At 68.5% G+C, this 24177-nt stretch carries 14 protein-coding genes; 4 read left to right on the plus strand and 10 right to left on the minus strand.

The annotated features are described in order from the left end of the window. Position 1: 1 nt before the first annotated feature. The 4 genes from ASC98_RS13805 to ASC98_RS13820 form a co-directional block, all read right to left on the minus strand. Entirely contained in the window at positions 2–1108 is a 1107-nt protein-coding gene (locus ASC98_RS13805; protein ID WP_056811846.1) for a DegT/DnrJ/EryC1/StrS aminotransferase family protein, read from the minus strand. Positions 1109–1192: 84 nt separating this feature from the next. Next, the gene (locus tag ASC98_RS13810; protein WP_056811849.1) at positions 1193–1765 is read right to left on the minus strand and encodes a GNAT family N-acetyltransferase; all 573 of its coding nucleotides are present in this window, start codon (positions 1763–1765) and stop codon (positions 1193–1195) included. Beyond that, positions 1762–2601: a WxcM-like domain-containing protein gene (locus ASC98_RS13815; RefSeq protein WP_056811852.1), complete on the minus strand. Its 840-nt coding sequence runs from the start codon at positions 2599–2601 to the stop codon at positions 1762–1764. Before ASC98_RS13815 ends, ASC98_RS13810 begins: the two co-directional genes overlap by 4 nt. Before the next feature lie 40 nt (positions 2602–2641). Then, positions 2642–3985: a TolC family protein gene (locus ASC98_RS13820; RefSeq protein WP_056811855.1), complete on the minus strand. Its 1344-nt coding sequence runs from the start codon at positions 3983–3985 to the stop codon at positions 2642–2644. Positions 3986–4173: 188 nt separating this feature from the next. Here ASC98_RS13820 and ASC98_RS32120 point away from each other — a divergent pair, with 188 nt between their 5' ends. The 3 genes from ASC98_RS32120 to ASC98_RS13835 are packed head-to-tail and all read left to right on the plus strand — an operon-like array spanning position 4174 to position 13234. Beyond that, on the plus strand, positions 4174–9600 hold the full coding sequence (locus ASC98_RS32120; RefSeq protein ID WP_056811858.1) for an S-layer family protein: 5427 nt from the start codon (positions 4174–4176) through the stop codon (positions 9598–9600). Positions 9601–9609: 9 nt separating this feature from the next. Then, positions 9610–11784, plus strand: coding sequence for a type I secretion system permease/ATPase (locus tag ASC98_RS13830; RefSeq protein ID WP_056811860.1), 2175 nt, complete (start codon positions 9610–9612; stop codon positions 11782–11784). A gap of 22 nt (positions 11785–11806) precedes the next feature. Then, positions 11807–13234 (plus strand): HlyD family type I secretion periplasmic adaptor subunit, encoded by a 1428-nt coding sequence (locus ASC98_RS13835; protein WP_056820032.1) that lies wholly within the window; start codon positions 11807–11809, stop codon positions 13232–13234. 778 nt (positions 13235–14012) lie between these two features. Here ASC98_RS13835 and ASC98_RS13840 read toward each other — a convergent pair. The 3 genes from ASC98_RS13840 to ASC98_RS13850 are packed head-to-tail and all read right to left on the minus strand — an operon-like array spanning position 14013 to position 19382. Beyond that, on the minus strand, positions 14013–15239 hold the full coding sequence (locus ASC98_RS13840; protein ID WP_056811867.1) for an HlyD family type I secretion periplasmic adaptor subunit: 1227 nt from the start codon (positions 15237–15239) through the stop codon (positions 14013–14015). A 2-nt stretch (positions 15240–15241) separates the two neighbouring features. Beyond that, positions 15242–17503, minus strand: a complete 2262-nt coding sequence (locus tag ASC98_RS13845) for a type I secretion system permease/ATPase (protein ID WP_056811870.1) — start codon at positions 17501–17503, stop codon at positions 15242–15244. Positions 17504–17534: 31 nt separating this feature from the next. Then, a complete protein-coding gene (locus ASC98_RS13850) occupies positions 17535–19382 on the minus strand; it encodes an acetylglucosamine transferase (RefSeq protein ID WP_056811872.1) in 1848 nt (615 codons plus the stop codon). Positions 19383–19634: 252 nt separating this feature from the next. Here ASC98_RS13850 and acnA point away from each other — a divergent pair, with 252 nt between their 5' ends. Further along, positions 19635–22391 (plus strand): aconitate hydratase AcnA, encoded by a 2757-nt coding sequence (gene acnA / locus ASC98_RS13855; RefSeq protein WP_082541615.1) that lies wholly within the window; start codon positions 19635–19637, stop codon positions 22389–22391. Positions 22392–22479: 88 nt separating this feature from the next. On the opposite strand, the gene ASC98_RS13860 is transcribed toward acnA, so the two are convergent. From ASC98_RS13860 to ASC98_RS13870, 3 genes are read right to left on the minus strand one after another with little or no spacing between them, the layout of a single operon-like run. Then, a complete protein-coding gene (locus ASC98_RS13860; protein ID WP_056811875.1) occupies positions 22480–22857 on the minus strand; it encodes an ArsC family reductase in 378 nt (125 codons plus the stop codon). Further along, complete coding sequence (locus ASC98_RS13865) at positions 22854–23345, minus strand: hypothetical protein (RefSeq protein WP_235581263.1); 492 nt, start codon at positions 23343–23345, stop codon at positions 22854–22856. The genes ASC98_RS13860 and ASC98_RS13865 overlap by 4 nt, the downstream gene beginning before the upstream one ends. Before the next feature lie 13 nt (positions 23346–23358). Next, positions 23359–24000 (minus strand): hypothetical protein, encoded by a 642-nt coding sequence (locus tag ASC98_RS13870; RefSeq protein WP_056811883.1) that lies wholly within the window; start codon positions 23998–24000, stop codon positions 23359–23361. Positions 24001–24177: the final 177 nt, after the last annotated feature.

A 24177-nucleotide genomic window follows, 5' to 3' on the forward strand; every position in this document is an offset into this window, starting at 1 on the left:
TTCAGCCCAATGCCTTCACCGCGTCGCGCACCGCGTGGATCACCTGCTCGGTCTGCTCGACGCTCTGGGTCGGCCCGATCGGCAGGCTCAGCACCTGCGCGTGCATGGCCTCGGAGATCGGCAGCGCACCGCGCGCGATGCCGAGCGACGCATACGCCGGCTGCAGGTGCGGCGCGACCGGGTAGTGGATGACCGTGCCGACGCTGGCATCGGCCAGCCGTTTCGCAAGCGCATCGCGCTGCCGGTGCCGCACGACGAACAGGTGCCAGGCCGGCTCGGCCCAGGCCGGCACCACCGGCAGCACCAGGTCGAGCCCGGCCAGGCCTTGCAGGTAGCGCTGCGCGATGGCCGCACGGTGCCGGTTGTCGGCGTCGAGCTTCGGCAGCTTCACGCGCAGCAGCGCGGCCTGCAGCTCGTCGAGCCGCGAGTTGTAGCCGATCACCTCGTTGTGGTACTTCACCTTCGAGCCGTAGTTGCGCAGCTCGCGCAGGCGGGCTGCCACGCCTTCGTCGTGCGTCGTCACGGCACCGCCGTCGCCGAGCGCGCCGAGGTTCTTGCCGGGGTAGAAGCTCCAGGCCACCGCGTCGCCATGCGCGCCCAGGCGTTCGCCCTTGTAGCGCGCGGCATGGGCCTGCGCGCCGTCTTCGATGACCCGCAGCCGGTGGCGGCGCGCGATCTCGAGGATCGGCGTCATGTCGGCCGGCTGGCCGTACAGGTGCACCGGCATGACGGCCTTGGTGCGCGGCGTGATGGCGGCCTCGAGGCGCGCCGGGTCGATGTTGTGCGTGCGTTCGTCGGGCTCCACCGGCACCGGCGTCGCACCGACGTGCGTGACGGCCAGCCAGGTCGCGATGTAGGTGTTCGACGGCACGATCACCTCGTCGCCCGCGCCGATGTCGAACGCGCGCAGCGCGAGGCTCAGCGCATCGAGCCCGTTGGCCACGCCGACGCAGTGCGCCGCGCCGCAATAGGCCGCGTACTCCTGCTCGAAGCGCTTCAGCTCGTCGCCCATGATGTACCAGCCCGAATCGAGCACGCGCTCGAAGGCGGCCACCAGCTCGGCACGCTGCTGCAGCTGGACGGACTTCAGGTCGAGGAAGGGAACCATCTCAGTGCCCGCCCGGCCGCCCGAAGGGCACTGAGCGCCCCCTCGGGGGGCAGCGAACGAAGAGAGCTTGGGGGTTGTCCATTGTCAGATGCTCACCTTGAGAGGGTCGGGCAGGAAACGGGCATAGCGCTTCATCGCCTCACGGATCGCCGCGTTCGCCAGCGTGTACTCGATCTCGACGTCGTCCTGCGAGACCCGCTGGGCGCCGAAGCGCTCGTGGAAGGCGCAGACGCGCTCATTCGCGAGGTTGACCTGAAAGTGCGCATTCGTAAAGCCCAGGGTATCGAGGGCATACGCGTAGACCATCAGCGCCGACTCGATGGCCGCCGATGACGGTGCCGCGTCCGACAGGATCCAGCTGCCCCAGCAGAAGCTGCTCTGGCCGTCGACCGTGCGGCCGTCGTAGAGGCGCACGGTGCCGAGCTTGTCGCCGGCCAGGTTCTCGATGACGAAGTAAGCCTCGCCGTCGCGCTGCGCATAGGCGGCCAGCCAGGCCTGCTGGTCGGCCAGCGCGCCCGAGGTGCGCGACAGGTGGCGCGACTTGCTCTCGTCGGTGCGCAGCCCGAGGATGAACTCGGCATCGGCCAGCGCGGCGTCGCGGAATGCGAGGGTCTTGCCTTGAAGGCGCCCCGCCTTGGCCAGCCGCGGCGCGGTCATGCCTGGGCAACCAGGTCGGTGAACACGCCGTAGTCGCGGATGTAGTCCGCGGCGTCGTAGTAGTCGGAGGCGAACACCATCAGCATCGCGTCCGGCGAGTACTTGTACTGCACGCCCCAGGTCATCGGCGGCAGGTACAGGCCGCGCTGCGGCGAGTCGAGCACCACCTCGACGCGGCGCTTGCCGTCGTCGGCCACCACCGCGCAGCTGCCCTTCAGGCAGATCAGGAACTGGTGGCAGCGGTGGTGGGCATGCTCGCCGCGGATCTCGCGGCTGGGCACGCCGAACACCATGAAATAACGCAGCGGCTTGAACGGCACATGGCGGTCGAACTCGCCGACCGTCAGGTCGCCGCGCAGGTCGTGGATCACCGGGAAATGGTGCACCGTGACACCGTGCACCGGCGTGGTCTCGATCTTGAAGCCGTTGGCGGCGCTCGGCACATGCACCGCGCTCGCCGGGCCCTTGTCGGTATCGACATAGCCGACGATCGCGGCCGGGTTGCCTTCGACGATGGCACCGGGCGGCACCGAACGCGTGACGACCGAGCCGGGGCGCACGACCGCCTTGGCGGCGATCGTCAGGCCGCCGTAGACCGTCGAATTGGCACCGATCCACGCCTGGCGGCGCACGGTGGTGCCGACCGGCTCGTGGCCTTCGGCCTCGACGAACACCACGTTGGCGCCGATCTGGCAGCCGGCCTCGATGACCACGCCGCGGCAGATGTGCGCGCCGCTCTTGACGACGCAGTCGCCGTGCACGTGCGCCTCGGGGTCGATGAAGGCCTGCGGGTGCAGCGCGTGCGGGGCCAGCAGGCTGGTGTCGTTGGTTCCCATGGTGTCGGTGTCTTTCCGTAGTGGCCGGATCAGAGGAAGTTCATTGCAGCCAGGCGCCGATGCCCAGCCCCAGCGAGCGCAGCAGCGCATTCGCCTGCTCGCCGTCGTACAGCGCGTTGACGTAGGCGACGCGCAGGCCGTAGTGGTCGCCCTCGGCGGCCATCACGTCGAACAGCGAACGCCGGCCGAGCTGCTGCCACTGCTGCAGCGTGAAGTTGCGCACCCGGTCGCTGTCGCGCAGCACGCTGATGACACGCTGCGCGCGGTCGAAGGCGGAGGTCGCCTGCTCGTGCACCTCGCTCATGCGGAAGCGCCGGCCTTCCAGCGCATCGGCACGCTGCAGCTTCGCGGCCTCGGCCCGCTTGCGCGCGGCGGCGCTGGAGTAGTCGTTGCTGGCGTTGTAGAGCGGGATGTTGAAGCTGACGCCGGCCGACCAGTTGGTGCCGTCGCCGGCGCCCTTGGCCTTGCTGCCGCCCACCGTCCAGTTGACCTGCGGCTTCTGGCCGGCCACCACCGCGCGGGCGTAGCTGTCGGCCGCCTCGGCCTGCTGGTCGAGCTGGGCGATCTCGGCGGCGCGGTCGGCCTGGGCCAGCAGTTCGTCGAGCTTGGGCACGTCGAGCAGCACCGACGACAGGCCTTCGGTCGGCGGCAGGCCGTCGCCGACGAAGCGGCGCAGCTTGACCTCGATCTGGCGCACCATCGACAGCGTCTGCACCTGCTGCAGGTCGGCCTGCTGCTGGTTCTTCTGCGCCTGCACCAGCTCGCTGGTGCGGCCCTTGTCGGCGCGCACGATGGTTTCCAGCGCCTCGACCAGGCAGCTCATCTTGCGCGAGTACTGCTGGTAGACCTGCGCCTGCATGCGGTAGCGGCTGCGGTCGAGCGCGAGCGAGACGGTCTGCAGCGCGACCTGCTCCTGCGCGCTGAGCTGGCCCTGGCGCGCGGCCTCGGCCAGGTGGCTGCGCCAGTCGGTCAGCTGGGTGATGCGCCCGCCGTCGAACAGCGGCGCGCTGATGCTGAGGCCCAGGCGGGCCTGGTTGCCGCTGAGGGATTCGGTGTTGGGGGCCGAGCTGCCGACGCGGCCCAGCGTGCCGGTCAGGCCGGCCTGCGGGCGGCTCGACATGCGGGTTTCGTCGACATCGGCCGCGGCCGCTTCGGCCAGCAGTTTCGCCGCGCCGATCGACTGGCTGCGCCGCACCGCTTCCTGGACCATCGACTGCAGCGACACGCGCGGCCCGCCGGCATCGCCCGCGAGCGGCCTACCGCCGTAGCTGACGCTGGACTCCACGCCTTCGTCGTCGATGCAGCGGGCGACCGCAGGCAGCGCGACGGCGGTGGCCACCAGCACGCCGGCAAGGCGCAGGGTGTAGGACGGACGGACGGTCATGACACGGGACTCCAGGAACGACCGCAGCTGCGGCACCCTGGAAGTACACCGCGGCCGCCCTGTGAGCGATGTCCGGAAAATGCCCGGCTTTTGCGGCCAGTTCCGCCCAGCCGTCGCTTTGGACCCTAGACGTGCCAAAGAACGGCCTCCTAAGCTGCGCGACCGATTCAGCCCCCCAGGACGCGCGAATGAGCACCCAGAGCACCGTTGGCGATGCAGGCGACAACACCCTGACCGGCAGCACGAAAAGCGAAGAGTTCACGGGCGGCAAGGGCAGCGACACCGTCATCTACGCCGCGGGCGGTGGGCAGGACACGCTGCTGGCGACCTACGACACCACCGCCGGCAAGGTCGACACGCTGCAGCTGAACGGCATCGCGCCCGAGAACCTGCAGTTCAGCCGCGACGGGAACGACCTGGTGATCGGTTTCAGGACCAGCAGCACCGACCGCGTCACGGTCAAGTACTTCTTCCTCGGCGACGACCCGGGCAGCGCCTTCAACCCGATGCAGCGGATCACCTTCGTGGATCCGGACGGCGAGCCCGCCAACCCGGCCATCGTGCCCTTCTCGTTCGCGAAGATCATCCAGGTGCTGGCCACCGGTGGTGCCGGCGACGACGATCTGCGCGGGACGGCCCTCGCCGACACGCTGATCGGCGGCGCCGGCAACGACACCCTCACCGGCGGCAAGGGCAACGACCAGTACCAGTTCAACCCCGGCGATGGCCAGGACGTGATCGCGTCCACCTCGGATTCCGACGCCACGCGCGTCGACACGCTGCGCCTTGGCACCGGTTTGTCGCCGGACCGACTGAGCTTCTCGAGCACCGGCAGCGGCGGCACCTCGCTGCTGATCCGATTCGCCGATTCGACCGACCAGATCACCGTCGAGAACTTCCTCAGCGGCGACAAGACCGCCAACAACTACAGCCCGCTGCAGCGCATCACCTTCGCGGACGACGCCACGCAACTGAAGGCCGCGGACATCCTCGCGGCGCTGTACGGCGGCACCGCCGGCGCGGACAACCAGCATGGGACCGGCGGCAACGATTCGATCACCGGCCTGGCCGGCAACGACGTGATCGATGCACGCGCCGGCAACGACACCTTGGTCGGCGGTGCCGGCGACGACACGCTGAACGGCGGCACCGGCAACGACGACTACCGCTACACCCGCGGCGACGGCAACGACTTGATCAAGCTGCAGAACGACACCAGTTCGGGCAAGCTCAACACGCTGCACTTCAGCGCAGGCATCGTCGCCGCCGATGTCACGCTGACCCGGTCGGGCAGCTCGCTCCTCATCGGCATCACCGGCCAGGGCACGATTCCCGCCAGCACCATCGCCGTCGAGAACTTCTGTTTCACCGCCGGTTCCGACAGCAGCTTCAACCCGCTGCAGCAGATCGTCTTCGATGGCGTACAAGCCTCCGATGGCAATGCGCTCCGCTGGAATCTGACGACGATGCAGGCCGGCTTCGCGTCCGATACCGGCTCGAGCAACTCCAGCAACCAGCCGGCCACCGGTCCCGACCTGCTCACCGGCACCGTCGGTGCCGACACCCTCGTCGGCGGCACCGGCAACGACACCCTCGACGCCGGCATGGGCAACGACACCTGTGTCTTCAACCCCGGCGATGGCCACGACACGATCCTCGCCACCCAGGACACCACGACCGGCAGGGTCGACACGCTGCAGCTGAACGGCATCGTCTCGACCAACCTCACGCTGACCCGCAGCGACGGCGACCTGGTGATCGGCTTCAAGGACAAGTCCGGCGACAGCATCACGGTGAAGCGGTTCTTCCTGAACGACGACCCGTACAACGCCTGCAACCCGCTGCAGCAGATCACCTTCAAGAGCGCCGACGGGACCACCGCGCAGAGCCCGGTCGGCTCGCTCGGCATCGCCCAGATCCTCACCGCGATGGCCACCGGTACCGCCGGCAACGACCGGCTGCGCGGTACGGCCGGCAACGACACCCTCATCGGCCACGCCGGCGACGACACGCTGATCGGCGGCAATGGCGACGACGTGATCGAGTTCACCGTCGGCGACGGCAAGGACCTGGTCGCCGCGCTGACGCAGGATGCGCGGCCCAACAGGAACGACACGCTGCTGATCCACGGCACGTCCGGCAAAACGGCGATCACCGCCGACATGCTGACGCTCGGCACGTCAGGTACCTCGCTCGTGATCCAGGTCGGCAGTGCCGACGACCGGATCACCGTCGAGAACTTCTTCTTCCAGGACGACCCGCACAACGGCTACAACCCGCTGCAGGCGATCGTCTTCGACGACACGACCCGACTCGACGTCACGACGATCCTCGCGAAGCTCCATGGCGGCACCGCTGCGAACGACGCTTTGCGCGGCACCAGCGGCGGCGACACCATCACCGGACTGGCAGGCAACGACACCATCGACGGCCGTGGCGGCGACGATCGGATCGACGGCGGTGCCGGCAACGACCTGATCGATGGCGGCAAGGGCAACGACACGATCTGGTTCGGCGTCGGCGACGGCCAGGACACGCTGCAGGCGGCGTATGACAGCACCAGCGGCAGGACCGACACGCTGATGCTGAAGTCCGACATCGTCGAGGCCGACCTGACGCTGACCCGCTCCGGCGCGGACCTGATCATCTCGGTCCACAAGGAGGGCGCCACGACCACCGACACGATCACCGTCAAGAATTTCTCGTTCGCGCCCGGCAGCGACACCTCCTACAACCCGCTGCAGGCCATCACGTTCGCGGGTGTCAAGACCGCCCAGAAAGATGCACAAGGCGATTTCATCGATCTCGGCTGGAAGCTCTCGGACATCCAGGGCAAGGTCGGCGGATCCGGCAGCGGCGGCCCACGCACCGGCAGCGACGAAGCCGACACGATCAAGGGCACCGACGGCAACGACCTGATCACCGGCAACGGTGGCAACGACACCATCGATGGCGGCAAGGGCAACGACACCTATGTGTTCAACACCGGCGATGGTTCGGACGTGCTCTCGGTCAGCCGGGACACGACGATCGGCCGCAACGACACGCTCCAGCTGTCAGACATCACCAGCCTGCAGGCCACGTTCACCCGCAGCGGCAGCGACCTGATCATCGGCATGCCCGTCGACCCCGACACGAAAGTCCACTCCGACCAGATCACGGTCAAGGGCTTCTACCTGCTCAACGATCCTTCCAACAGCTACAACCCGCTGCAATCGATCGAGTTCTCCGACGACACGAAAGACCGGGCCTGGATCATCGCTCAGGCCAACATCGGCACCAGCGGGAACGACAGGCTGGTCGGCACCGTCGGCGCCGACAGGCTCGAAGGCGGCAAGGGCGACGACACGCTCATCGGCGGGCAAGGCAACGACACCTACACGTTCAACGTCGGCGACGGGCGGGACACGATCACCAGCACGACATCGGACTCGACGCTCAATCGCAAGGACACCTTGAACCTCGTCGGCACGAACTTGTCGAAGGCCAACCTCGTGCTCGAAACCTCGGGCTCCTCGCTGATCATCGGCCTCGCCGGCAACATCACCGACCAGATCACGGTGACGAACTTCCTGGCGAGCGACACCGCCTCCAACAAGTCCAACCCGCTGCAGGCGATCACGTTCAACGGCAGCAACGAACTCGATCTCGACGGCATCCTCGACAAGCTGTACGAAGGCACGACCGGTGCCGACAGCCTGCGGGGTACCGTCGACGCCGACAGCATCACCGGCGGCGCCGGCGACGACACGCTGGACGGACGCGCCGGCAACGACACCTTGTATGGCGGCACCGGAAACGACACGATCACCGGCGGCAGCGGCAACAACGTCTACGCGTTCCACGCCGGAGACGGCCAGGACCTGCTGAAAAGCTACACCGACACCTCGCGCGCGAAGGACAGCACGCTGAAGATCTTTGGCTACGGCACCGACGACATCGTGGTGACGAAACTGAAGACGACACTGGTCCTCAGCTTCAACGCCAAGAACGCGACCAACACCGACAAGATCACGGTGAGCAACTTCGATTTCACCGGCGGTGGCAACGACTACAACCCGTTGCAGAACATCTACTTCGCGAGCTCGGACACGACCTGGACCGGCACCGCCGGGATCGTCAAGCACATCACCGGCATCACCGTGTCAGGCAACGACCAGGACAACGGCTTGAGCGGCAACTTGGGCGATGACACGCTGACAGGGGGTGCCGGTGACGACACGCTGTACGGCCTGGCCGGCGACGACCAGCTGACCGGCGGCCTCGGCGACGACGTCATCGACGGCGGCGACGGCAACGACACCTACTGCTTCGACCACGGCGATGGCAACGACACGCTGGTCGGGACCCCCGACTCGTCAAGCGATCTGGATACGCTGGCCTTCGGAACCGGCCTCGACCTCAGCGACCTGGCGCTGACCCGGGTGGGAACGTCGCTGGTGACCTACACCGACAAGAAGACCAGCGACAACACCGACCAGATCACGGTCGAGGACTTCAGCTTCAGCAGCGGCGACGACACCACCTCGAATCCGCTGCAGGCCATCACCTCGAGCAGTGGCAACTGGGATCTCGCCGCCATCCGCGGCAAGGTCGCCGGGCTGGCGCGCACGGGCGACAGCGGCGCCAACACGCTGCGCGGCGCCGACCTGAAGGACACCCTCGACGGGGGAGCCGGCGACGACGCGCTGTTCGGCTATGGCGGCGACGACGACCTGACCGGCGGCGCGGGCAATGACTGGGTGAACGGTGGCGACGGCGACGACACCTACCACTTCAACTCGGGCGACGGCAGCGACACGCTGTCCGGAAGCGCCGACTCGAACACGGCCGTGAACAACACGCTGGCCTTGAACGGCAGCGGTTCCAACGTCGCGATGCTGACCCGGATCGGAACGTCGCTGGTGATCTACATGAACACCTCCGCCGACGACACCGACCAGATCACCGTGGAGGACTTCAGTTTCAGCGCTGGCGATGGCAATACCTCGAACCCGCTGCAGGCCATCGACTGGAGCGGCACCTCCAACGACTGGAACCTCGAACGCATCCGCACGGAGGTTTCCGGTCTGCGTCGCGGCGGCAACGAACTGGCGAACACGGTGCGAGGCGGGGACCTGAATGACACGCTGGCCGGCGAAGATGGCAACGACACCTTGGTCGGGTATGCCGGCAATGATGATCTGACGGGCGGAAAGGGCGACGACTCGGTGAACGGTGGCGAAGGCAACGACACCTACCACTTCGCGCCTGGGGAAGGCAACGACACGATCGTCGACAGCGGCGGCGACGACACCTTGTCCATGGCGGCGTCCAACGCCCTCGTGTATTTCAAGCAGGACGGTGACGACCTGGACATCTACACCTACAGTTCGGGCACGTCCACCTCCGCAGCGGACGTCGTCCGCGTCGATGATTGGTTCCTGAGCACCGACCACCAGATCGAAAGCATTGTCACCACCGTCAATGGAACTCATACCTTGAGTTCCACCGACGTGGCGTCCCTGGTGACCGCGATGGCGGATTTCGACCTGCCGGCCACCGGGGCCGGATTGAGCGCGACCGACGGCTGGAACGACGTCTTGACGGCCATCGGCAAGTACTGGAAAAGCTAGGCGCGTTGCATGACGGACGACACCGCAACGGGCCGCCTGCCCGCCCCCGCGCGACTGCCCGACAGCGGCCTCGCCTGCCTGCTGATGATGGCCCGCCTGCATGGCGTGGCCGCCGACGGCGAGCAGCTTGCGCATGAGTTCGGCGACAGCAGCCGCTGCTTCGGTACCGCCGACATCCTGCAGGCCGCGGCGCGGCTGCAGCTGCAGGCGAAGGCCGTCCAGACGACGGCCGAGCGGCTGGCCACCACGGCGCTGCCGGCCGTCGCCTGTGCGCGCCCGGCAACAGCCACCGCCGACGCCACCTCGCCGCACTACTTCCTCATCGCGAAGGTCGATGGCGACAGGGTGCTGATCCACGACCCGGCGGTCGGCCGGCCGGAGCTGCTGAGCCACGACGAGCTGCGCGCGCGCTGGTCCGGCGAGCTGATCCTGTTCGCATCGCGCGTCTCGGCCGGTCGCGAATGGGGCAAGTTCGACTTCACCTGGTTCATCCCATCGGTCGTGCGCCATCGCCGGCTGCTCGCCCAGGTGCTGCTGGTCAGCCTCGCGCTGCAGCTGTTCGCGCTGGTCACGCCGCTGTTCTTCCAGGTGGTGATGGACAAGGTGCTGGTGCACCGCGGCTTCACGACACTCGACGTGATCGCGATCGGCCTGGGCACCGTGATGGTATTCGAGGTCGTGCTGACGGCCTTGCGCACCTACGTTTTCTCGCACACCACCAGCCGCATCGACGTCGAGCTCGGCGCGCGGCTGTTCCGCCACCTGCTGGCGCTGCCGCTCGCGTACTTCCAGGCGCGGCGCGTCGGCGATTCGGTGGCGCGCGTGCGCGAGCTCGAGAACATCCGCAGCTTCCTGACCGGCAACGCGATCACCGTCGTGCTCGACCTGCTGTTCTCGGTCGTCTTCATCGCGGTGATGCTGTGCTACAGCGGGTGGCTGACGCTGATCGTGCTGGCTTCGCTGCCGTGCTACCTGCTGCTGTCGCTGGCGCTCACGCCGCTGTTGCGCGCGCGCCTGGCCGAGAAGTTCAACCGCGGCGCCGAGAACCAGGCCTTCCTGGTCGAGACGGTGAACGGCATCGACACCGTCAAGTCGATGGCGGTCGAGCCGCAGTGGACACGCCGCTGGGACCAGCAGCTCGCCGCCTACGTGTCGGCCAGCTTCCGCACCACGACGATCGCGAGCCTCGCGCAGGGCGGCGTCTCGCTGGTGTCGAAGGCGGTGACGCTCGCGACGCTGTACTTCGGCGCGCGGCTGGTCATCGACGGCAGCCTGTCGGTCGGCCAGCTCGTCGTCTTCAACATGCTCGCCGGCCAGGTCGCGCAGCCGGTGATGCGCCTGGCCCAGCTGTGGACCGATTTCCAGCAGACCGGCGTGTCGATGCAGCGCCTGGGCGACATCCTCGACACCCACACCGAAAGCGGCGGCGCGCGCGGCAGCCTGCCGCGGCTGGCCGGCCGCATCACCTTCGACGACGTGCAGTTCCGCTACCGGCCCGACCGCGCGCCGGTGATCGAGAACCTGTCGATCGACATCGCGGCCGGCGAGGTGATCGGCATCGTCGGCCGCTCCGGCTCGGGCAAGAGCACGCTCGCGAAGCTGCTGCAGCGGCTGTACGTGGTCGAGCGCGGGCGGGTGCTGATCGACGGCATCGACCTGTCGACCATCGAATCGAGCTCGCTGCGCCGCCAGATCGGCGTGGTGCTGCAGGACAACATGCTGTTCAACCGCAGCATCCGCGAGAACATCGCGCTGGCCGATGCCGGCGCGCCGCTCGACGCGGTGATCCAGGCGGCGACGCTCGCCGGCGCGCACGAGTTCATCACCGCGCTGCCCGAAGGCTACGACACGCTGGTCGGCGAGCACGGCTCGACGCTGTCGGGCGGGCAGCGCCAGCGGCTGGCGATCGCGCGCGCGCTGATGGGCAACCCGCGCATCCTGGTGTTCGACGAAGCGACCAGCGCGCTGGACGTCGAATCGGAACGCATCGTGCACGACAACATGAAGGCGATCTGCCGCGGCCGCACCGTGATCATCATTGCGCACCGCTTGTCGGCGGTGCGCGATGCCCACCGCATCGTCGTGATGGACGAAGGCCGCATCGTCGAAGCCGGCCCGCACGCCGAGCTGCTGCAGCGCGAGGCCGGGCACTACGCACGGCTGCACCGGCTGCAGCGGGGATGAGAGGGACAAGGGTCTCCAGACCATGAAGACGCCCTTCAGCCTGCTCGCATTCGGTGACCTGCTGCGCCGCTACGGCCGCGCGCTGCGGCTCGCCTGGGGCGCCCGGGCCGAGCTGGCGCCGCCGCGCCGGCTGCCGCACGAGCTGCAGTTCCTGCCCGCCGCACAGTCGCTGCAGGAAACCCCGCTGTCGCCGGCGCCGCATGTCGCGATCGGCCTGCTGCTCGGCTTTGCGCTGCTGGCGGTGACCTGGGCCTGCTTCGGCCGGCTCGACATCGTCGCGGTCGCGTCCGGCAAGGTGGTGCCGGCCGAAGGCAGCAAGCTGGTGCAGTCGCTCGAGCCCGGCACGGTGCGTGCGATCCGCGTGACCGAAGGCCAGGCGGTGCGTGCCGGCGACCTGCTCATCGAGCTGGACCTGACGGCCACGCAGGCCGACCTCGACCGCACCGAAGGCGACCTGGCGGCCGCGCGCCTGCAGGTGGCGCGCGGGCAGGCGCTGCTCGACGCGCTGGCCGGCGGGCGCGACGCGCCGCTGCCGCGACCGCCGTCGGTCGGCGACGGCGCCTTCGACGAAGCCCGCCGCATGCTGGCCGGCCAGGTCGGCGAGCACCGCGCGCGGCTGGCCCGGCTCGACGCCGAGATGGCGCAGCGCGAGGCGAGTCGCCGCTCGACGCTCGAATCGGTGCACAAGCTGGAGCAGACGGTGCCGCTGGCGCGCCAGCGCGCGGCCGACCTGAAGGACCTGGTCGACAGGAACTTCGTCTCGCGGCACGGCTATCTCGACCGCGAGCAGGCGCGCATCGAGCAGGAAGCCGACCTGGCCGCGTTGACCAGCCGCGTGGCCGAGGTCGATGCCAGCCTGCTGCAATCGCGCCGGCAGCGCGAGCAGCTGGTGGCCGAGGCGCAGCGCGGCGCCCTCGACGCCATCACCGCGGCGCAGCAGAAGGTGGCGGCACTGGAGCAGGAGCTGCGCAAGGCGGCGTCGCGGCGCGATGCGCAGCGGCTGCTCGCGCCGGTCGACGGCACTGTGCAGCAGCTGGCGGTGCACACGGTCGGTGGGGTCGTGACGGCGGCGCAGCCGCTGATGCTGGTGGTGCCGCGCGACATGCCGCTGGAAGTCGAGGCGCTGATCGAGAACCGCGACGTCGGCTTCATTGCGCCGGGCCAGCCGGCCGAGGTGAAGGTGGAGACGTTTCCGTACACGCGCTACGGCGTGCTGCATGCGCGCGTCGCGTCGGTGTCGAGCGATGCGATCAACGACGACAAGCGCGGGTTGGTCTATTCGACGCGGGTGCGGCTCGACAGGGGCACGATCGTCGTCGACGGTCGCACGGTACCGTTGAGCGCCGGGATGGCGGTGACGGCCGAGGTGAAGATCGGCACGCGGCGCGTGATCGACTTCCTGCTGTCGCCTTTGATCGAACACGCGCTCGAGAGCATGCGGGAACGTTGATCGTTCGTCTGTGCCGTTGGGAAGGCGCGGGTGGGGAGGCTGCGGCGCGCCGTCGGGGGCGGTCTTCGGCCCCTGGGGGCCGAAGACTTCCCTCCGCTGACTGGCTTCATGGCCCGTCGCCGAAACTCCCTCCACTCACTTCGTTCGTTGTGGTCAAACAGTCGGCGACAGTCAGTCCACGAACCGCTGACTGGCTTCATGGCCCGTCGCCGAAACTCCCTCCACTCACTTCGTTCGTTGTGGTCAAACAGTCGGCGACAGTCAGTCCACGAAGCGTGCTGGCGCACGCGGGCCATGAAGCCAGCCAGCTCCGGCGCCCCCTCCTTATTGGCGCTCCACAGCCTCCCCACCCGCGCCTTCGACACCACCGTCTCACTAGGAAGGTGACAAGCGAACAAGTGGGTGTTGATTCCCGGGTTGGCACCCGGGCTACGTGGCTGTCGATGGTCCGAGGGCTTTCTCAACCTTCACTTGTTCGCTTGTCATCCCCAAAGGAGCAGGGCGGTGCGCAAAGGCGCGTGGGGGGAGGCCGTGGAGCGCCAATCAGGGCGGGTCGCCGGAGCTGGCTGGTTTGATGGCCCCGCGCGCAGCGCGTTCGTGAACTGACTGTCGTCGACTGTTTGACCACAGCGAACGAAGTGAGCGGAGGGAGTTTCGACGACGGGCCATCGAACCAGCCAGCGGAGGGAAGTCATCGGCCCCGCCAGGGGTCGATGACCGACCCGTCCGGCGCGCCACGGCCTCCCCCCACGCGCCTTTCGAACGCACAGGCGAACGATCAACGTTCCCGAAACGCCTCTTTCGACTTCAGCATCGGCCGCAACAAGAAGCTCAGCACCGAGCGTTCCCCGGTGCGCACCTCCACCGACCCGGTCATCCCCGGCAGCACCGTCAGCGGCTTGCCGCGCTCGCGCAGCGTCGAGCGGTCGGTGCGCAGCATCACGCGATAGTAGGTCTGGTCCGGCGCGGCGGCCTTCTCGGTGTCGCCGAGCGCGTCCGGGCTGATGTATTCGATCTTGCCCTTCAGCCCGCCGTAGGTCGTGTAGTCGTAGGCCGCGAGCTTGACCTCGGCCGTCTGCCCGACCCGCAGGAAGCCGATCTCCGACGGCTTCACGCGCGCCTCGATCAGCACGCGCGACGTGATCGGCACGATCTCCATCATCGCGGCGCCCGGGCTGACGACACCCCCCACCGTGACCGAGCGGATGTTCTTCACCAGCCCGCGCACCGGCGACTTCAGCACCGTGCGGCGCAGCACGTCCTGCCGGCCGGCGAGCTGCTCTTCGATCTGCGCCAGGTCGGTCTGCACCCGCACGAGCTCGGTGCTCGCATCCTGCCGGAAACGGTTCACGCGCTCCTGCGACTGCAGGTGCAGGTCGTTCACCTGGCGGCGCAAACGCATCACCTCGACTTCGGACATCAGCCCCTTGGCCGACATCGCCTCCGAGACACCCAGCTCCTTCATCACCAGCTCGATGCTGCGGCTGTTCGAACGCACCGCTTCATCGAGCGCCCGCTTGCGGGCGTTGTACGCATCGGTCTCCGATTCGACGACGCTCGACAGCGCCGACACGTCGGACGGGAATTGCAGCGCGCGGCCGTTCGCCTCGGCCGTCAGCCGCGCCACGGTGCCGCGCAGCGCGGCCCGCTTGACCTGGGCTTCGTTCTGTTGCGATTCGAAGCGCGTCGGGTCGAGCTGCGCCAGCTCCTGCCCCTCCTGCACCTGCATGCCCTCGCGCACGAACAGCTCGCGCAGGATGCCACCTTCGAGGCTCGCGATCACCTGCTCCTTGCCGTCGGGCACCACCCGGCCGTCGGCACGCGTGATCTCGTCGACGCGCGCGGTCGACGCCCAGGCGATCGCGACGATCACCGCAACGGCCATCAGGTACAGCGTCCAGGTCGCGCGCGACATGTCGTCCATCACCTGCGCGGCGCGGACCTCGCTCAGAAATTTGGCGTCGCCGGACTTCAGCTCGGCTTGTTGCTTCTTCTTGCCGAACATGGTCAGACCGCCGCCTCGCGTTGAACGGGCTGAGCGGCCGGGTGCAGGTGCAGGTTGCTCGGCCCGTTGCCCTCCGGCGTCGCAGTGGCAGCCGGCTTCGCACCCGACAGCGCGGCCAGCACCTGCGCCTTCGGACCGTCGAGCACGATCTTGCCGCCGTCGACCACGATCACCCGCTGCGCGAGCTCCAGCACCGCCGGGCGGTGCGTCACCATGATCAGCGTGCGCTTGCCCGCCGCTTCATTCAGCTGGCGCAGGAACATCACCTCCGACTGCGCATCCATCGAACTGGTCGGCTCGTCCATCAGCAGGATCTGCGGCTGCGTCGCCAGGCAGCGCGCCAGCGCGACCAGCTGCCGCTGCCCGCCCGACAGCAGCCCGCCCATCTCGCCGACCGACAGCTCCCAGCCCTGCGGGTGCGATGCGACCACGCGGTCGAGCCCGGTCACGCGGGCCACCTCGGCCAGCCGCGCCGGGTCGACCGTCGCGCGGCCGAGCATCACGTTCTCGCGCAGCGTGCCGTTGAACAGCCGCGGCTCCTGCGACACGAAGCCGACCTTCGCGCGGAAGTCGGCCGGATCGATCTGCCGCAGGTCGATGCCGTCGACCTCGACCATGCCTTCCGTCGGCTGGTACAGCCCGGCCAGCAGGCGCAGGATCGTCGACTTGCCGCTGCCGATGCGCCCGAGGATCACGACCCGCTCGCCCGGCTCGAATTTCAGGTTGATGCCCTTCAGCACCTTCGGCGCCACGCCGTCGCCGCCGGTCGCCGGGTATGCGAAGTTCAGCTCGTGCAGGCCGAGCTTGCCGGTGATGCGGTGGTTGGCGATGTAGCTCTTGCCGTTCTCGCGCTCCACCGGCAGCGCCATCATCTGGTCGAGCGCGGCCATCGCCGCACGCGCGCCCTGGTAGCGCGTCGCGAGGCTGACCACGCTGCCGAGCGGCGCGATCGCGCGGCCGGCGAACATCACCGCGCCGATCAGCGCGCCGCCGGTCACCGCACCCTCCTTGATCAGGTACACGCCCCACACCAGCATCACCAGCGTGATGGCCTGCTGCGCGGCGGCCGAGATGTTGTTGGTCAGGCCCGACAGCGCCCGCGCGCGCAGCGACGATTCGGCCGCGGCCGCGGTGGCGTCTTCATAGCGGCGCAGGAACTGGCCTTGCGCGCCGGCCGCCTTCAGGTCTTCCAGGCCTTCGACCGCCTCGACGAGCACGCCCTGCAGGTCGGCATGGAAATGCATGTTGGCCGCCATCGAGCGGCGCAGCGCGCCCTGGATCGCCCAGGCCATGCCGAGAATCAGCGGGATCGCCAGCACGATCACCCAGCCGAGCGGCCCGCCGACGATGAACACCATCGCGACGAACAGCGCGATGAACGGCAGGTCGCTGACGGCCGACAGCGTCGCGCCGGCGAAGAAATCGCGCACCAGCTCGATCTGCGCCAGGTGGTGGGCGTACGAGCCGGCCGAGGCCGGACGGTGTTCCATGCGCACGCCCAGCGTCTGGCGGAACAGCAGCGAGCCGATGATCAGGTCGGCCTTCTTGCCGGCCGCATCGATCAGGTGGGTGCGCAGCTGGCGCGCGACCAGGTCGAACACCAGCGCGAGCGCCGCGCCGGTGGCCAGCGCCCACAGCGTGACGAAGGCCTGGTGCGGGATCACCTTGTCGTAGACCACCGAGGTCACGATGCCGGTCACCATCATCAGCACGTTGCTGAGCATCGCGGCCAGCAGCGCCGAGCGGTAGTACGGGAGGAAGCGGCGCATCGTGCCCCACAGCCAGTGGCTGTTCGGGTCGCGCAGCGCCTCGTTGTGCTCGGCATTCGGCGCCTGCACCTTGGGCGACGCGACGAACGCGATGCCGGTGTATTCGCCCGCCAGCTCGGCCTCGCTCGCCTTGCAGGTGTGCGATTCCGGCCCCGGCATCACCACCTCGTAGGCGTCGGCCGACAAGCGCTTGACGACGATGCAGGCGTCGCCGTTGCGCAGCAGCAGCACGGCCGGCAGCAGCAGCGAATGGATGTCGGCGATCTTGCGCTGCACCAGCCCGGCGTTGAAGCCGGCCTCGCGCATTGCACGCACCGCCTGGTCGGGCCCGAGCGCGCCGGCCAGCGGCATGCCGGCCAGCAGCGACGCGGCCGAGCGCTCGCGGCCGTGGTGGCGGGTCAGCCAGACGATGGACTGCAGCAAGGCATCGTCCGGCGGCGCGGCGGCAGCAGCAGCGGCGGCTCCGGGTTCGATGAAGGGCTCGTGTCGGTCCATGGGTCAGGTGGGGCGCGCGGGTCCGGCTCGTTCAGCCGCGGTGCTGCAGCGCGAGCCGCTCGAACTCGGCCTCGATGTCGCGCACCAGGCCCGGCACGTCGAACAGCTTCGATTGCCGGCCGTGCTCGGCCAGGTAGCGCTTGTACGACGCGATGCGCGCCGGGTTGTGGCCCAGCTGCACGCCCAGCCGCTCGTAGTCGTCGATCGAGTTCGTGATCAGGTCGGGCAGGCCGACCGCCGTCAGCAGGCTGCCGGCCATGCGCGCGATGTAGGTGCGGCCGGCGCAGGTGAGGATCGGCAGGCCCATCCACAGCGCATCGCTCGCGGTCGTGCCGGCGTTGTACGGGAAGGTGTCGAGGAACAGGTCGGCCAGCGGGAAGCGCGCCAGGTAGTCGGCCGGCATCACCCGCGGCGCGAAGACCAGCCGCTCGCGCGCAATGCCGAACGCATCGGCCTGGCGCAGCATGTTCTCCTGCGCCCATTCGTTGTCGGCCAGCAGCCACAGCACGCTGCGCGGCACCTGCTGCAGCATGCGCATCCAGCTCGCGAACACCGGCTCGGTGAACTTGTGGTTGTTGTTGAACGAGCAGAACACGAAGGCGTCTTCGGGCAGCCCGTACTGGGCGCGCGTCGGCACCGCGCCGCTTTCGCGCTGGCGGTCGCTGACCTGGTAGCAGTGCGGCACGTACAGCGGCTTCTCGGTCATGTACGGCAGCAGCTCGGGCGGCATCACGAAGCGGTCGGCCAGGATCCAGTCGACGCCCGGCAGCCCCGAGGTGGCCGGCAGGCCGAGGTAGCTGACCTGCACCGGCGCCGGGCGGTGGCCGAGGATGGCCGGCCGCGCGCCGTTGGTGATGCCCTGCAGGTCGACCAGCACGTCGATGCCGTGCTGCGCGATCAGTTGCGCCGCGGTCGCGTCGTCGACGCCGGCCAGCGGCACGAAGACGTCCATCGACTTGCGCAGCCGCGCGCGCAGAGGCGTGCCGTCCTCGCGCGACCAGCAGAAACCGTGCACCTCGAAGCGGCTGCGGTCGTGCAGCTCCAGCAGTTCGGCGGTCAGCAGGCCGACCGCGTGCATGCACAGGTCGCCCGACAGGTAGCCGACCTTGATGCGGCCGGTGCGCGGCGGGCGGCCGGCGTGGGCCGGCACGGCCGGCGGCTTCGGCACGCGGGTGTGCACGAAGCGCTGCGCGGCCATCAGCTGCACGGCCGGGTCATCGCTCAGCCCCAGCGTCGCCAGCGGCGAAGTGCCGACCATCAGCTGGTTCGGCGTGACCTCGCCGACCGCCTGGTAGACCGGCCATTCGCATTGCTTCTGGCGGATGTGCACATAGTGCTGCAGCACGTCGGACTGGTCGGCCTTCAGTTCGAGGCTGAGCACCAGCGCGGCTTCGGATTCGGCAAAGCGGCGCTGCATTTCGAGCAATCGCGCCAGGTTGTTCAGCGCATGCAGCCGGATCTCTTTCAGGCCCTGCGGGTTCGATGCGGTGATGTCGACGACGGTGCGCCATTCGGCCAGCGCCTCTTCCGGGCGGCCCAGGTGCTCCAGCTGGTGGCCCAGGTTCAGGCGCGCCTGCGGGAAATCGGCATGGAAGACCAGCGCCCGGCGGTAGGCCTGCTCGGCCTCGGCATGGCGGTTCATCAGCCCGAGCACGGTGCCCCAGTTGAAGCACGCGACGTGGCGCCACGGCGATTCGGTGTGGGAGATCCAGTTTTCGTACAGCTGGGCCGACGCCTCGGCCAGCCCGCGCTGCGCGAGGCTCTGGGCGCGGTCGAGCAGCTCGTTGAGCTGCATCCCGCCGGAACGGGCATGCGCGATTTCGCGCTCCACCTCGGCGGGGGTCGCGGCGGCGGTGGGCGAAGCGGGGCGGGTGTCCATGCGTGGGGCGTCCGTGGGGCCGGAGGATATCGGTTCGCCCCATTGTGGGCAGGACCGCCTCCCGCCGGTCAGGGCAATAAGCGCAGGAATACCGCTCACTTCACACAGTGCCTCTGCCCGCCGGCCGGGCGCCGGTTTTCCCACCGGGGCCAGCGCATGGGGTTTTCGTGAGCCGTGTCACGGATCTTGCAGCGCCCGGGGGCACAATCGTTCGACACGCCCTTTGCGATGACCCCCCACGGAGAGCTGCCCATGGCCCAAGACGACAAGTCCACCAAGAAGTCCGCCCGCAAATCCGCCCCTGCCCCGGACCACGCCTTCGCGAACACGCTGAAGACGCTGAAGACCGGCTCGGGCAAGGCTGGGCAGTATTTCTCGCTGCCGGAACTCGCCAAGACCCACCCGAACGTCAGCCAGCTGCCGATCTCGATCCGCATCGTGCTCGAATCGGTGCTGCGCAACTGCGACGGCAAGAAGGTCACGCCGGAGCACGTGGCCCAGCTCGCCAACTGGCAGCCGACGGCCGATCGCGTCGACGAGATCCCGTTCGTCGTCGCCCGCGTCGTGCTGCAGGACTTCACCGGCGTGCCGCTGCTGGCCGACCTGGCCGCGATGCGCAGCGTGGCCGGCGCGATGGGCAAGAACCCGAAGACCATCGAGCCGCTGGTGCCGGTCGACCTTGTCGTCGACCATTCGGTGATGGTCGACTACTACGGCACCAAGAACGCCCTCGACCTGAACATGAAGCTGGAGTTCCAGCGCAACAACGAGCGCTACGAGTTCATGAAGTGGGGCATGCAGGCCTTCGACACCTTCGGCGTCGTGCCACCCGGCTTCGGCATCGTGCACCAGGTGAACCTCGAATACCTGGCGCGCGGCGTGCACCAGAAGGACGGCGTCTACTACCCCGATTCGCTGGTCGGCACCGACAGCCACACGACGATGATCAACGGCATCGGCGTGGTCGGCTGGGGCGTCGGCGGCATCGAGGCCGAAGCCGGCATGCTCGGCCAGCCGGTCTACTTCCTGACGCCCGACGTGGTCGGCCTCGAACTCACCGGCCAGCTGCGCGAAGGCGTGACCGCGACCGACCTGGTGCTCACCGTGACCGAGCTGCTGCGCCGCGAGAAGGTCGTCGGCAAGTTCGTCGAGTTCTTCGGCGAGGGCACCAGCACGCTGTCGCTGCCCGACCGCGCGACCATCGCGAACATGGCGCCCGAATACGGCGCGACGATGGGCTTCTTCCCGGTCGACGGCAAGACCATCGATTACTTCAAGGGCACCGGCCGCAGCAAGGCCGAGATCGATGCGTTCGAGAGCTACTTCAGGGCGCAGGGCATGTTCGGCGTGCCGAAGTCGGGCGACATCCACTTCTCGAAGGAAGTCTCGCTCGACCTGTCGACGGTGACGCCGTCGCTGGCCGGCCCGAAGCGCCCGCAGGACCGCATCGAGCTCGGCAAGATGAAGAGCGAGTTCACCGAGCTGTTCAGCAAGCCGGTCTCGGCCAACGGCTTCAACCAGCCGGCCGAAAAGCTGCACCAGGTGTTCACGACGAAGGACGGCCTGGAGGTGCGCAACGGCGACGTGCTGATCGCCGCGATCACCTCGTGCACCAACACCTCGAACCCGGCGGTGCTGCTGGCCGCCGGTCTGCTGGCCAAGAAGGCGGTGGAAGCCGGCCTGACCGTGGCCAAGCACATCAAGACCTCGCTCGCGCCCGGCTCGCGCATCGTCACCGAGTACCTCGAGAAGACCGGCCTCACGCCCTACCTCGACAAGCTTGGCTTCAACCTGGCCGGCTACGGCTGCACGACCTGCATCGGCAATGCCGGCGACCTGACGCCCGAGCTGAACGAGCTGATCACGAAGAACGACCTGGTGTGCGCCGCGGTGCTGTCGGGCAACCGCAACTTCGAGGCACGCATCCACCCGAACCTGAAGGCGAACTTCCTCGCATCGCCGCCGCTGGTGGTCGCCTACGCGATCGCCGGCAACGCAACGCGCGACCTGATGACCGAGCCGGTCGGCAAGGGCAAGGGCGGGCGAGACATCTACCTCGGCGACATCTGGCCGACCGCGGACGAGATCGCCAAGCTGATGAAGTTCGCGATGAATGCCGGGGCCTACCGCGACAACTACGAGAAGATCGACCGCAAGCCGGGCAAGCTGTGGGAGCAGATCAAGGGCGTGAAGGGCGAGACCTACACCTGGCCGCACAGCACCTACATCGCGAAGCCGCCGTTCTTCGACGACTTCCACATGACGCCGGCGCTGGTCGATGCGGGCGTCAAGGGCGCGCGCGCGATGGCGCTGTTCGGCGACTCGATCACCACCGACCACATCTCGCCGGCCGGCTCGATCAAGGAGGCCTCGCCGGCCGGCCTGTGGCTGAAGGAGAACGGCGTGCTGAAAGCCGACTTCAACAGCTACGGCTCGCGCCGCGGCAACCACGACGTGATGGTGCGCGGCACCTTCGCCAACGTGCGGATCAAGAACCTGATGATCCCGCCCGCGGCCGACGGCAGCCGCGAGGAAGGCGGCGTGACGCGCTTCCAGCCGGGCAACGAGAAGATGTTCATCTACGACGCGGCGATGAAGTACATGGCGCAGAACACGCCGACCATCGTGTTCGCCGGAGAGGAGTACGGCACCGGGTCGTCGCGCGACTGGGCGGCCAAGGGCACGCAGCTGCTGGGCATCAAGGCGGTGGTGGCGCGCAGCTACGAGCGCATCCACCGGTCCAACCTGGTCGGCATGGGCGTGCTGCCGCTGCAGTTCCGCGGCACGGATTCATGGCAGTCGCTGGGCATCACCGGTGACGAGACCTTCGACGTGCTGCTGGGCGCCGACCTGAAGCCGCAACAGGAAGCCACGCTGGTGATCAAGCGCGTGGACGGCACCACGCACGACGTGAAGCTGACGCTGCGCATCGACACGCCGATCGAGGTGGACTACTACAAGCACGGCGGGATTCTTCCGTTCGTGCTCCGCCAACTGCTGGCTGCCTGATGCCCCCTCCGCTCGCCCTGAGCCTGTCGAAGGGTCGGGCTGAGCCTGTCGAAGCCCTCGTCCCGTTCAAGCAGGCCCTTCGACAGGCTCAGGGCGAACGGGGGCGGAGGGCCTGAGCGAATTGGTCTTCCGAGAACCCGACGGTCACGCGACCGTCGGGCCATCGCACCACCGGCCGCTTGATCGTGCTGGGCTGCGCCTGCATCACCGCACGCGCCGAGGCCGCCTCGGTCACGCCCGCCTTGGTCGCGTCATCGAGCCCACGCCACGTGTTGCCCTTTCGATTGAGCAGCGTCTCCCAGTCGACCTGCTGCAGCCAGCCGTCGATCAGCGCATCGGGCACGCCCTCTTTCTTGAAGTCGTGGAACTGCACCTCGGCGCCCTGCCCGGCCAGCCACTGGCGGGCTTTCTTGACGGTGTCGCAGTTCGGGATGCCATACAGGGAAATCGAAGCAGGAGCGCTCATGGTCGGTCGTTGTCGTGGTCGTTGTAGTCGCAGATCGGGTCGATGCCATACCCGGTCTCGACCACCTTGCCATCATCGCCGACGCTGACCTGGAACCACTGGCAGAACGGCGTCTCGTAGCGGTACGACCACACCGTCAGGTGCTGCCGGCCGATGCGCTGCTGCTGCGCCGGACGGCCGAAGTCGAACAGGATCTGCTCGCCCGGCGTGCCGATCGTCACCGCATTGAAGCGCGCTTCGGTCAGCACCTGCTGCCAGCCGCTCAGCCGACCCTGTGCATCGACATCGAGCATGTAGGTGTGCTTGCCGAACGGGCCGCGCGCGTATTCGAGCCGCTTGCCACCATCCGGAAGCGGACGCTCCCCGGTGGGGGGCCCCATGCGCTCGGTAACCGCGCCGAGCGTGGCTCCGGGCATCAGCCCGCCGGGGTCATAGCCCGCGCAGCCGGCGAGCAGCGCCGCCAGCAGCCCTGCCGCAGCGCGCTTCATGCCGGGCATCCGCTCAGAACCAGCCGGCCTTCTGCGCGCCGGAGAGCAACGCGGTCGCCAGTTCGGCCATCTGCTTGTTGACCTCCTTCGACGGCGCGGTGGTCGCGCGGCCGGTCCACATCAGCTTGCCGCTGCGGACGTCGGTGATGCTGGTCTCGGCCGCATAGCCGACCGTCGCATTGCCGCCGCCGCCGACCGGTGTCGACATGCCGACGCCGAGCCCGACGCCGGAGCCGAAGGTGCCGAGTCCGAATCCGAGGCTCACGCCGCTGTCGGGGCGCGACAACGAGGGCATCGCGCGCGTGCGAAGCACCGCGGTGGCGCCGCGGTCGCGCGCGATGCCGACGTAGTCGGCGGTGGGTCGGGAGGCGCTGGCCGCGGTGCCGGCGATGTTGCGATCGGCGTCGTCGAAGGCCACCGCGGTGGCGCCGCGCGCGGTGACTTCGGCGCGCATCTGGTCCTGGCAGATCTGGCGCAGCGGCGCCTCATCGGCCTCGCACACCACCAGCACCTTGGCGCCTTGCAACGAGGTCGGCGCGGCGGCCGGATCGCTCCATTGCGAATCGAGGCGGGTGGTCGATGCGCATCCTGCTGCGGCCACCAGCGCCAGCGAGGCGCAGAGCCCGGCCGCTTGCTTGATCGTTCCCATCGCCATCGCATCGCTCCTGAAAATGAACCCACAACCCACAAGAGAAGAGGCGGTCAGTGCATTGCACTGACCGCCAAGGGACCGCCGAATTCGGAGGAGCATTACCAGCGGCCCAACCCCGAAGTCATGCTAAGGCGGGGGTCTGGGCCACGGTGTAGGACGAAGTCCCGATCTGTCCTAGGC

This window comes from Rhizobacter sp. Root1238, assembly GCF_001425825.1.
Taxonomy (GTDB): domain Bacteria; phylum Pseudomonadota; class Gammaproteobacteria; order Burkholderiales; family Burkholderiaceae_C; genus Rhizobacter.